General features: G+C 39.0%; 9 protein-coding genes. All 9 read right to left on the reverse strand.

All coding sequences use genetic code 11. The annotated features are described in order from the left end of the window. Nucleotides 1-502: 502 nt before the first annotated feature. Nucleotides 503-2,350 carry an SLC13 family permease gene (locus MOK21_RS21410; protein ID WP_249075985.1) on the reverse strand — a complete coding sequence of 616 codons (1,848 nt, stop codon included), beginning with the start codon at nt 2,348-2,350 and terminating at the stop codon, nt 503-505. Between the two features lie 348 nt (nt 2,351-2,698). Continuing rightward, a complete protein-coding gene (gene nadD, locus MOK21_RS21415; RefSeq protein ID WP_249075986.1) occupies nt 2,699-3,313 on the reverse strand; it encodes a nicotinate-nucleotide adenylyltransferase in 615 nt (204 codons plus the stop codon). A gap of 3 nt (nt 3,314-3,316) precedes the next feature. Then, nucleotides 3,317-4,798 carry a nicotinate phosphoribosyltransferase gene (locus MOK21_RS21420; RefSeq protein ID WP_249075987.1) on the reverse strand — a complete coding sequence of 494 codons (1,482 nt, stop codon included), beginning with the start codon at nt 4,796-4,798 and terminating at the stop codon, nt 3,317-3,319. 15 nt (nt 4,799-4,813) lie between these two features. Beyond that, on the reverse strand, nt 4,814-5,365 hold the full coding sequence (locus MOK21_RS21425; RefSeq protein ID WP_249075988.1) for a cysteine hydrolase family protein: 552 nt from the start codon (nt 5,363-5,365) through the stop codon (nt 4,814-4,816). 89 nt (nt 5,366-5,454) lie between these two features. Continuing rightward, complete coding sequence (locus MOK21_RS21430) at nt 5,455-6,255, reverse strand: NUDIX domain-containing protein (RefSeq protein ID WP_249075989.1); 801 nt, start codon at nt 6,253-6,255, stop codon at nt 5,455-5,457. A gap of 310 nt (nt 6,256-6,565) precedes the next feature. After that, the gene (gene hutI, locus MOK21_RS21435) at nt 6,566-7,852 is read right to left on the reverse strand and encodes an imidazolonepropionase (RefSeq protein WP_249075990.1); all 1,287 of its coding nucleotides are present in this window, start codon (nt 7,850-7,852) and stop codon (nt 6,566-6,568) included. Then, nucleotides 7,849-9,519 carry a urocanate hydratase gene (hutU, locus tag MOK21_RS21440; protein WP_249075991.1) on the reverse strand — a complete coding sequence of 557 codons (1,671 nt, stop codon included), beginning with the start codon at nt 9,517-9,519 and terminating at the stop codon, nt 7,849-7,851. The genes hutI and hutU overlap by 4 nt, the downstream gene beginning before the upstream one ends. Nucleotides 9,520-9,534: 15 nt before the next feature. Continuing rightward, nucleotides 9,535-10,863, reverse strand: coding sequence for a YjiH family protein (locus tag MOK21_RS21445; protein ID WP_374110271.1), 1,329 nt, complete (start codon nt 10,861-10,863; stop codon nt 9,535-9,537). Nucleotides 10,864-10,976: 113 nt separating this feature from the next. After that, nucleotides 10,977-12,491 carry a histidine ammonia-lyase gene (gene hutH, locus MOK21_RS21450; protein WP_249075992.1) on the reverse strand — a complete coding sequence of 505 codons (1,515 nt, stop codon included), beginning with the start codon at nt 12,489-12,491 and terminating at the stop codon, nt 10,977-10,979. Between the last annotated feature and the right edge of the window lie 117 nt (nt 12,492-12,608).

Consider the following 12,608-nt stretch of genomic DNA (forward strand, 5'->3'; position numbering starts at 1 on the left):
AGCCAGGATCAAACTCTCCATAAAAAGAAATTTGATTAGCTCAAATTGTTTTGCTGGCATCATGTTTGATGTCCAAAATTTTGTTTTGTTCACCAACTCAAGGTTAGCTACTAAAAACTTTATTGATTACGTTTTGCTTGTTCAGTTTTCAAGGTTCATTTCGTTACTGTTTTCTCAACAGCAACTCTTATATAATATCACACTACCAACTTGATGTCAACAACTATTTTTAATTTTTATTGTTTCGTCATTAGTTATCTTAGCGACTTGTATTATATTACACTCATAATATAAAAAGGTCAACACTTTTTCTAATAAAATTTAATACTTTTTCATTCCATTGAAAAGCTTCCTATTTATATATGCTTATAAAATAATTATAAATAAACTCTCATCTTAAGCTAATTTAACCTTTTTTACTATCTAAAATAAAATTTTATCATAACCTTACATAAAAAATTAATAGATTTCACAAAAAAACTCGGTATATAGACCGAGTTTTTTAAAACGGAAAGAAAAATGGAATAGCTAGCATCATAACAATGAACATAATAATCTGTAACGGGATTCCGATTTTCACAAAATCCATAAATTTATAACCACCAGCTGTCATCACAAGCGCATTAGTCGGGGAAGCAATTGGTGTGACAAACGCCATACTTGCCGCTACAGCAACAGCAATCATAAATGTCGTCGGACTTGCTTCCATTGCAATCGCTGCATTCATAGCGATTGGTGCAAACAAAACAGCAGTTGCCGTATTACTAATAAATTGTCCAAAAATAGCTGTTAAAATATATATGCCAACTAGCACTCCATAGGGTCCATAATCTCCAAGTGCGTTAATTATACCGTCAGATAAAATAACCATACCACCCGTTTTCTCCAATGCAGTCGCCATCGGAAGCATCGCAGCAACAAGCACAATACTTTCAAAATTCATATTGCTGTATGCATCCTCCATATTACGTAGACAACCGGTTAATATCATCAATACGGCACCAATCATAACAGAAATAACAGCAGGGAAAATTTCAAAAGCCATTAACACAATCATCAAAAGCATAATGACTCCGGCAATACCGGCTTTACCTGTTGCCGCCGCTACACTCGCATGCTCTTTCGGCTGGCCAACAACAACGACATCCTGCGTTTCCCTTGCAAGTAATAGAATCTCATCCCATGCACCTTGCACTAAAATGGCATCTCCAAACTTCAATTTATGCTTCACCATATCTTGAAGTTTATAGCCACCTCTACGATTAATGCCAATTATATTAAGATTATATTTTTCTCGGAAGCCCAGGGCGCTAACAGTCTTATTAATAAAACTGGAATTTGGCGTTAATAATACCTCTGCAATACCAAGATGCTTTGATACCAATTCATCAGCCTCTCCCTCTGCTAGTTCCTGCATCTCCAGGCTATAATCCGAAGCAAAGCGACGAATGTTATCTTCCTCACCTTGAACATACAATTCATCTTTGGCATGTATCACACTAGTCGGACCTGCCATCTCCTGATATGTCACCGGTAAAAAATTAATACCTTCTTGAGATCGACGGTGAATTTTCATCATACAAAGCGTATATTTAGCCGGCAGCTTTAATTCTGCTAATGTTGCATCAATAATCGGCGAACCCTCAGGTACAAATACTTTAAACAAACGATTGTTTAAATCATATTGCTTAATAATTTTCTTTGGCGATAGTTGATAGTCAGCTTTTGATTGTGTACGATTTTTTTCATTTGGCAAAAGAATATTACGCACGAGTACTAAATAGACAATACCAACAATCATTCCTACAATACCGATGGGTGTCACTTCAAAAAAACCTAGTTTATGATAGCCACGATCTACTAATAACTGACTGACAATTAAATTTGTTGGTGAAGCAATTAATGTCATAAGCCCAGAAAGACTCGCAACATAAGAAAGTGGTAGCAAGAATTTCGAAGGACTCTCCTTCATACTAATAGCAATACTAACTACGATAGGCATCATTAATGCTACAGTACCTGTATTACTCATGAAGGCACCTACAGTCCCTACAATAATGAGCAATAACACAAATAACTTTAACTCACTATCACCTGACCATTTCAACAATAGTCGCCCCGCCATCCCTGCAAGTCCTGTGCGTAAAATACCTGCGCCCACAACAAATAACCCCGCAATCATTAAAACTACAGAGTTCGAGAAGCCAGCAAGCGCCTCTGTTGGCGTTAAAATATCAGTCATAACAAAGGCAAGAAGTGACACAATGGCAACTAAATCTGCTCGCAATTTATTTGTTACAAATGCAAAAATTGTCGCCCCTAAAATAAGAAATGTTAATGTAAGCTGCACATCTAAGAATTCCTTTCTAACATTAAATTGTCTTTACAAAAGGTTATACACAAATCGTTTTGTAAAGCACAATGCCTGTTTCTATATCACTTAGATTTATTATATCTTACCCTTTACTATAAATGAGAAAGTTCACCATCTTTTCGAAATAAAAGACTCATCCTAGGTTGATCACTTCCCCATTTCGTGTAAGCTAATCCCACAGGAGCTACTGTCCGCGAAAAATCAGCAGCCCCTTTATCCTTTATTTAACAATCCTTGAATTACAACGGGATACGTAAGGAAAGCATAACAGTTCCTTACAATTGCTACATAACGAGGTCCACCTAATGCATTGCCATACCTAACTTATTTACGATAAAGGTTATGCTCCTTAATATAGTCATAACAAGCATCAGGCAATAGATATTTGGGTTCACCGCCCATTGCGAATTCTTCTCGAATATAAGTTGAGCTAATTTCCATCGCTAAGCCTTTGTCGATCAAATGAAATCTTCCATCATCATGATTTCTCAAAATTGGAGAACGGCTAATTGTTGATAACATATCGACCCCATGCCTTGCCATGACAATAAAATGATTCTCAGCTACTAACGCTTCTCCTTTTTTCCACAATCCCGCGCCAATATCAACTAATAAATCGGCTCCCATAATAAAATGAATTTCATCATTCGGGTGTTGTTTTCTAAAATATTTCATCGTATCATATGTGTAAATATTCCAGCCTTCTTGCTCCATTTCATATGAATCTGCAATAAAACGTTCATCCTTTGCAATAGCTAGCTGTAACATATTCCAGCGATGCGTATTGTCTGTTTTAATCTCCTTATCCTTTCGTTTATTTGAACATGGTAAAAAAATCACTTTATCTAATTTGCAACGATGCGCAACTGTGCTTGCGGTCCAAAGATGGACATTTGTAATTGGATCAAAAGACGATCCGTAAATCCCTATTTTCGCCATTATCTATCCCTCCGTTCCACTACTCCCATTCACCATCTTCGCTACTTTTTCTTTAATTTCTTTAATTCTCATCATTTTGTTATCCCAGCACGCTTGACTTAAATCTACGGGATACTCTTCTGGATTCATTGTTCTTTTGTACTCACTCCATAGTAGATGTAAATTTTCTTCTACATATGCTTGAATTTCTTGAAGTGTCGGTTCTTTGTAAAGAATAGATCCATTTACTACCATATCATGATGTAATTCTTTTGCCGTAAAATTCGTCACAAATTTACTGTTATAAGTATGCACAGGATGAAACATTCTCAAGCGATTTTCCTCTTGCGGGTTTTCGTAGTCTAATGCAATATAATCCCCTTCCGCATGACCATTTTCTTTATTAATAATTCTATAGATTCGTTTACGGCCTGGAGTAGTTACTTTTTCAGGATTCCCAGAGATTTTGATGGTATCAACCATTTTCCCGTTTTCATCTTCGATAGATACTAATTTATATACCCCTCCAAGGGCTGCTTGATCGTAAGCTGTGATCAACTTAGTTCCGATTCCCCACGTATTAATTTTAGCCCCTTGTGACTTCAAATTTATAATTGTGTATTCATCTAAATCATTAGACGCTATAATCTCCGCTTCAGTGAAGCCAGCTTCATCTAGCATTTTCCTTGCTTCTTTTGAAAGATACGCCAAGTCTCCACTGTCCAAACGAATTCCTATAAAATTAATGTTATTTTCGAACTCCTTTGCGACCCGAATTGCATTAGGGACACCCGAACGTAATGTATCATACGTATCTACTAAGAAAACACAATCTTTATGTGTACTTGCATACTTTGTAAATGCCGTGTATTCATCACGATATGCCTGTATCATGGCATGTGCATGAGTCCCTGATACAGGGATACCAAATAATTTTCCAGCTCTTACATTGCTAGTTGCAGAAAATCCACCAATATAAGCTGCACGAGTTCCCCAAATCTCTGCATCAAATTCATGCGCCCGACGTGTCCCAAATTCCATCGCTACAGCCTTTCCGATCACCTGTTTAATGCGCGAAGCTTTCGTCGCGATAAGAGTTTGGTAATTTACAATATTCAATAGAGGCGTTTCAATTAATTGAGCTTCTGCCAATGGCGCTTCAATTCGTAAAATAGGTTCATTGGCAAATACCAATTCACCTTCCTTCATTGCAGAAATAGTGCCTGTAAATTTTAGACTTTGAAGGTATTTAAGAAACGCTTCTGAATATTTTCCTTCCTCGCGTAAATATTGAATATCACTACTAGAAAAACCGAAGCTTTTGATAAACTCCATAATCTTTTTTAAGCCTGCAAATATCGCATAGCCATTCCCGAACGGAAGTTGTCGAAAGTACAGTTCAAAAACTGCTGTTCGATTTTGAGTACCATCGTTCCAGTAAGTTTCCACCATATTTATTTGATATAAGTCCGTGTGCAACATTAAGCTATCGTCTGCATATTTCATTTCCTTCTCCTCCGTTTAAATAATAATAGCACCGAGAGAATGCTCGAAATGGCCTAACGCCCACTCATGCCCAGCTTGATTAAAAGACGCTACTGCATTTTTATGAATAACAATGTTAAATCCATTATTATAGGCATCTACCGCTGTATGCAGTACACAAATATCTGTACATACACCTATTAAATGCAGTTCTGTAATGTCTCTTTCACGCAATTTAATTTCTAAATCCGTTCCTGCAAACGCAGAATATCTTGTTTTATCTAAGTAATAGACATGATTTGCATCTCTATTTTCTTCATATAGTTCTTTTAAGGAGCCATACAACTCTCTTCCCTTTGTACCTCGAATATTATGAGGAGGAAAAAGCTTAGTTTCCGGATGATAGCTACCTTCTTTTTCGTGAACATCAATCGCAAAAACTACAAAATCTCCATTTGAGATAAAATCCTTTGTTAATTGTGTATTTACCTGTTCCAATAATTGCCCCGGTTTTCCGCAAGTTAGAGCTCCATCTGATGCTACAAAATCCACTGTATAATCAATATTAATCAATGCACGTTTCGACATGATTTCATCACTCCACTTTCTTCTTAATTAATAATTCACAAATTACAAATTACTATATTGAAAATTTATTAGGAAAGACAGATGCTTTCCTAATGATAAATTGACTCTACGATTTCACAGTCATTAAACGTATATAATTGCGATGGTCTAAATGAATTTCTTTTCGTTTTCTTCGGTTTCCCTTCTTCATCTAAAACTTTTTCAATAAAAGGCAACTTGGGCGCTTTTGTAAAGAACACAGAGTCATTTGAAATGCGCGGATCATCCCCCACTGTCAATAAAACTCTCTGTAGTTCAGATAAAGTAAATTCTTCCGGTAAAAAGTTTTTGGCAACAGTTGTTTGTACCATATCTTTCTTAATAAATTTTAAGGCGTCTGAAATAATTTTCCTATGATCAAAGGCCAATTCAAGTGTGAAAACCTCACTTATATTGTATAGCTCTACTTCCACCGCATCATCATTGGCCTGACGCTGATCAATATACGTTTCCGGAACAATGGCATAAAAAGCATTTGAAATCATCCAACCTCGGGGATCACGCTCTACATCATCGTAGACACCAAAGTGTTTAACGTGTAGACCATCTACATTCGTCTCCTCTTTCAATTCTCTTTTAGCAGCCATAATGGCAGTTTCCCTTTTTGTCGCATCTACAAATCCACCAGGAAGCGCCCATTTTCCACCTTCAATATTCGGATTACCTTCATGATCTTGATCAGCTCGTTTAATCAACATGATTTTCAGCGTCATCATCGGTGGTGCTTTTTCCTCTATCTTTTCAGATGTTATTGTAAAAATTGCAATGTCTGATGTATACCCATCAGGTGTTAAATATTTTGAGGAATCATAATTCGCAAGAACTTCTTCTTGTGAACGGTATTTTGTCATTTTAATAAAACTCCTTTGATTCAATGTTTTTACAGAAATGATGATAAAGGTCCTTATGAAGTGTAATGACTTCTTATGGCCGCACGAGTATTCGCTTCGCTCCTTCCGCACGTATAAACTTAAATACTTTATACAATCTTCCGCAAATAACCTTCAGTAATTCGTAATTCCACAATTACTATTTAATGATATGATAACTTTTCCAATTAACAATTTCAACTCTTTTTATACAAAATGAGAATAAAGATAGCGGGGCATGAAAAAAAGCATAAACAAAGCATCTCTGCCTTATTTATGCCTTTTCTATGATTTAATTCACTAGTTGATTTTTCAAAAGAATACCATCTTGTACGACAACTCGCCCATTTTTAATGACAGTATTCGTATGATTCATGCCATAGAAATATTGCAACTGCTTATAATTAGCAACATCCAATATAATGACGTCAGCTTGTTTGCCCACTTCTAGAGAGCCAATTTGATGTCCACGGTTAAGTGCATACGCCGCGTTAATAGTTGTCGCCGTTAACACTTCCTCTAGTGTCATACCCATGTGCATACAAGCTAAATTCATGATAAAGGGCAGACTCATCGTTGGCGATGAACCAGGGTTAAAGTCAGTTGATATAGCTACAGGTACCCCTTCATCAATCATTAGACGTCCCCTTGCGAATGGCGCACGTAAGAAGAATGCTGTACCAGGTAGCAACACCGCAATCGTGCCCGCTTCAGCCATTTTTTGTATACCCTCATCAGAAGCAACCAATAAATGCTCTGCCGAAATTGCCCCTACTTCCGCAGCAAGTTCTGCTCCCTTATAAGGTTCAATCTCATCTGCATGTATTTTCGGTGTTAACCCCAACGCTTTCCCGGCCTCTAAAATACGTTTTGATTGCTCTGGCGTAAATACACCTTTTTCACAAAATACATCATTGAATTCCGCAAGGTTTAGCTCAGCTACTTTCGGTAGCATGTCATGAATGACGACATCGACAAATTCATCCTCACGTCCCTTATAATCACGTGGCACCGCATGCGCCCCCATAAAGGTACTCACAACATCGATGTCATGTGTTGCTTGCAATTCCTTTGCTACTTCAAGCTGTTTCTTTTCAGTTTCCCAATCCAAACCATAGCCTGATTTTGCCTCAACCGTTGTGACACCATGCTTTAAAAACACATCTAAATGATTCATCGTTTTTCTATATAGATCGTCAAATTTAGTTTCTCTTGTCCGTTTTGTTGTAGCATGGATTCCGCCACCAGCATTCATAATTTCCATGTATGTGGCGCCATTGAGTCGCATATTAAACTCCTGCTCACGTGTACCGCCATGCACTAAATGTGTATGACAATCAACGAGCCCCGGCATAACAATCTTACCTGAAGCGTCAATAACCTCAGCCATCTTTACAAGATCCGGGAAATCCGCTTCTAGCTGTGCAAGTGACCCTACTGCAACAATGCTATTTCCCTCCATTAACACACTGCCATTTTCCTCTATTGCAATATCACGCATTTGTTCCTTTGTACGAGGACCTTGTACGGCACTTTTTAACGTTATCACTTCATTGGCGTTTTTGATTAAAATGGTCACTTAGCATCATCCTTTAGCATTGGTATACGTACACCTTTGTTCTTTGCTGTATTTATAGCAATGTCATAGCCTGCGTCTGCGTGACGCACAACACCCATTCCTGGATCCGAAATTAACACTCGCGCAATTTTCTCAGCTGCTAGCTCAGAACCATCCGCTACTAACACTTGGCCAGCATGTTGCGAATAACCCATTCCTACACCACCACCGTGATGCACACTTACCCAGCTTGCACCACTGGCTGTATTAACAAGTGCATTTAGAATTGGCCAATCAGATACTGCATCTGAGCCATCAAGCATACCCTCTGTTTCTCGATTTGGTGATGCAACGGAGCCTGAGTCTAGATGATCTCGACCAAAGACAATTGGCCCCGATAACTCACCATTCGCCACCATTTCATTAACCTTCAACGCAAAACGATGACGATCTCCATAACCTAACCAGCAAATTCGAGCCGGTAACCCTTGCCATTTAACCATTTGTTGTGCCATATCAATCCAATTCACAAGACCTTCATCTTCCGCAAACATTTCTTTGGCAAGTGCATCTGTTTTATAAATGTCCTCAGGGTTACCTGAAAGTGCAGCCCAACGGAATGGTCCTTTCCCCTCACAGAATAATGGACGAATATATGCTGGAACAAAACCAGGGAAATCAAAGGCATTTGTTACCCCCATCTCCTTGGCATAAGCACGAATATTATTACCATAATCAAATACTTCTGCACCTGCTTGTTGGAATTCAAGCATTGTACGAACATGCTCAGCCATCGTCTCTTTAGCTCTTCGCTCATACGTTTTCACATCACTTTTACGCAATTCAAGCGCTTCCTCAAACGTCATACCATTTGGAACATAGCCATTTATCGGATCATGCGCAGATGTTTGGTCCGTTACAAAATCAGGGATAATTCCACGATTCAATAGCTCACGGTTAACGTCTGCACAGTTACCAACAAGACCGATAGACGCAGGTTCTTTTTGGTCACGAAGTTTATTGACTAATTCAATAGCTTCATCTACTGTCTCCACTAGATAGTCACAGTACCCCTCTTTTATTTTACGTTCGATTCGAGCACGATCTACTTCCACTACTAAAATGACAGCACCAGCCATTTTCCCAGCTAAAGGCTGTGCACCACTCATACCACCCATACCACCTGTAAGGATGAATTTGCCTCGTAAATCTGCTGTGCCAAATACTTTTTTGCCTGCCTCTACGAATGATAAGTATGTTCCTTGCAAAATCCCTTGTGCTCCAATATAAATCCAGCTACCAGCCGTCATTTGACCGTACATCATTAAATCACGGTCCTCTAATTCATAAAAATGCTCCCAATTTGCCCACGCAGGCACCAAATTAGAATTCGCAATTAATACCCGCGGTGCATGTTCATGCGTACGGAATACTGCCACTGGTTTTCCTGATTGAATAAGAAGTGTTTCATCATTCTCTAATTCTTTTAAGGACGCAATAATTTGTTCATAACTTTCCCAATTACGCGCAGCTTTACCGATTCCACCATAGACGATTAGCTCATCTGGATTTTCTGCTACTTCAGGATCTAGATTGTTCATTAACATACGCATTGCAGCTTCTTGTGTCCAACCTTTACATGATAATTCATTCCCACGTGGTGCACGAATATTTGTTTTAACTACCATTAAAAACACGCTCCTTTAAAATAGTAAAAATGCTATCGGTGTTACGATGACTAAAGTTAATACGACACGCTCAAACCAAATGAGTAAAATTTGGCGCAACGACAATGGAATTTCAGATGATAAAATAAGTGGAATAACGGCTGAAAAGAACAATATTGCCGATATTGATACAACCGCCACAATAAATTTCGTCACAAGTGTTGCTTGTGTGACAACAAGTGCTGGTAAAAATACTTCTGCTAACGATAATGACAGTGCTTTTGCTGCTAAATATGGCTCTGGAACTTGCAACAAATATGTGAATGGTACAAAAATATACGCAAGCCAATCAAAAATTGGTGTATATGTTGCAAGTACAAGCCCTAGCAGACCAATTGACAGAATCGACGGAATAACCCCCATCGCCATGATGAAGCCATCCTTTAAATTCATCCATAAAATTTTAGATAAAGGTGGATTTTGATCAACCGCATCCATCGCTTGATGCCACGCTTCTTTAAAGCGATCCTTCTTGACAATCTTTTCTGGCATCGGCGTCGTACCCTTGTAGTATTCATCCCTCATTGAACGAAGCGGATAAATGCGCGCCGTTAACGCAGTGACCACAAATGTTACAACGAGCGACACCCAGAAAAACGCATTCCAATGCTGCATAATATCTAGCGTACTTGCAATTACGACCATGAACGTTGCCGATACTGTCGAGAACCCTGTTGCAATTATTGCGGCTTCCTTCGCTGTATAACGACCTTCCATATAAACTCGGTTCGTTAAAAGTAAGCCAACCGAATAACTGCCGACAAATGAGGCCACTGCATCCACTGCTGAACGTCCAGGTGTTTTAAAAATAGGCTTCATAAACGGCTGTGTTAAAACACCGATATATTCAAGTAACCCATAGCTTACTAGAAGTGCTAAAAACAAAGATCCAATCGGGATTAGTACCCCTACCGGCTTAATAAGCTTCTCCATTAAATACGGACCGATACTTTCATTGGCGAGCCATCCAGGAGCTATATTAAAAATTAATAAAATCCCGGCAACCATACCGCCCACTTTAAAAATTGACAATACAATATTGACTATTGACTTATTCCATTTCTTAGTAAGGAATGGATGAATCGCTCCACCTACAAGCATTATGAGCACATAAACAGTTACAAGTAGGGGTGCTTCGGTACGAATAAAGTTCACAATGTGATCAATTAAAATTGTATTCTTCCCTTGCCATCCAAACGATATGAAGAAACTGAATATTCCGACCAAACTGCATGCAATCATCTTCAAAGCGGAGGAGACTCGAAATTGCGAGTCTTGCCTCAGCTCTTGTTGCTGAAACTCCATACCATTCCCCCTTGACCGTTAATAGTAAAAGCTTTTTCTACTAGTACGCCCTGTCAATCCAGACTAGTTGAACATTTTTTCAGATTTCCTATAGGAAGTTATCGCTTTATGGTTTACACATAGTCATTTAATAGATCATCACTTGTTAACAAATACTGCGAAAGCGCTTCAATTTCATCGCCAATTGGTTGATCCGCTAACAATGGTGGACAAAATTCACGAACTTTTTCTAAAAACTTGCGCGTTGTTGGAGATAACTGCTCTTCTGCTTTATCCAAATGGATCGCCTGCGAAGCACAAATCATTTCTATTGCAATAACACGAGCCGCATTGTGTACGATTTGGCGTACTTGGCGGGCAGATGTTGTTCCCATGCTCACATGGTCCTCTTGGTTACCTGATGTCGGTATAGAATCTACACTTGAAGGATGTGCCAATACTTTGTTTTCAGATACGATAGAGGCAGCTGTATATTGAGCAATCATTAGTCCACATTCAATACCAGGATTTGTCGCTAAAAATGGCGGCAATCCTTCATTAAGCTGTGGATTAACCATGCGTTCTGTACGTCGCTCAGAAATATTAGCCCATTCACTTACACCGACCTTTAAAAAGTCCATTGCTAATGCAATTGGTTGACCGTGGAAATGCCCACCAGATAATACTTCTCCATTTTCTAAAACAATTGGATTATCTGTTGTTGCATTCATTTCAGTTTTCACGCGGTCCTCGGCATAGAAAAACGACTGCCATGAAGCACCATGCACTTGTGGAATGCAACGTAGTGAATAGGCATCCTGCATGCGGATTTCACCTTGCTTTGTCACACGTTTACTTCCATCAAGCCACTTACGGATTCGTCCGCCAACAAGCTCTAATTCTGGGTGTGGCCTTACCGCTAAAAGCGCTGGATCAAATGCTGAAGTAATCCCTTTCAGTGATTCAAGTGTCAAACTCGCTGCCATATCTGCCGCTAGCCCAATACGCTCTGCCTCGTTCACTGTTAAAACTCCGATACCCGTCATTGCTTGTGTACCATTTACAAGCGCTAACCCTTCCTTAGCCTGTAGTCGGACAGGTGTTAGTCCGGCTCGCTGCAACGCCGCACTGCCGCTCATAACCTCTCCATTAAACTCCGCCTTACCTTCACCTACTAGTACTAAAGCCAAATGTGATAACGGCGCTAAATCTCCACTTGCTCCAACTGAACCTTGAGATGGTACAACCGGATGGACCCCTTTATTAATAAAATCCAATAGTAGCTGCACTGTTTCCAGACGAATTCCTGAAAAACCACGAGCTAAAGCATTGGCACGTAAAACCATCATGGCACGCACCACATCTGTTGGGAACGGTGCACCGACACCCGTTGCATCTGAGCGCAATAAATTTAACTGTAAAAGTTCAATGTCATCCTCTTCAATCTTTATATTACTTAGCTTTCCAAAGCCTGTATTCACACCATAAATCGTTTGCCCCTCAGCTAAACGCTTTTCAATTCGTTCCCTACTTAAACGTATACGCTCCACACTATCTTGAGAAAGAGCTACCGTGGCACTACCGTCTACAATTTTCCCTATTTGTTGTCTTGTTAATGTCTTGCCATCGAGTTCAATAATAGACTTCATAATAATGACATCCCCCTGTTTTCTTAGAGCTATGTAAAAATGCTGTTAATCCATTTCGCTATCGCTACAAAAAATAAATAACAATAACGCTAACTCCATTGTACTAACTCCTTTTTT

Origin of the sequence: Lysinibacillus sp. BPa_S21, assembly GCF_023337795.1 — a bacterium.
Taxonomy (GTDB): Bacteria; Bacillota; Bacilli; order Bacillales_A; family Planococcaceae; genus Lysinibacillus.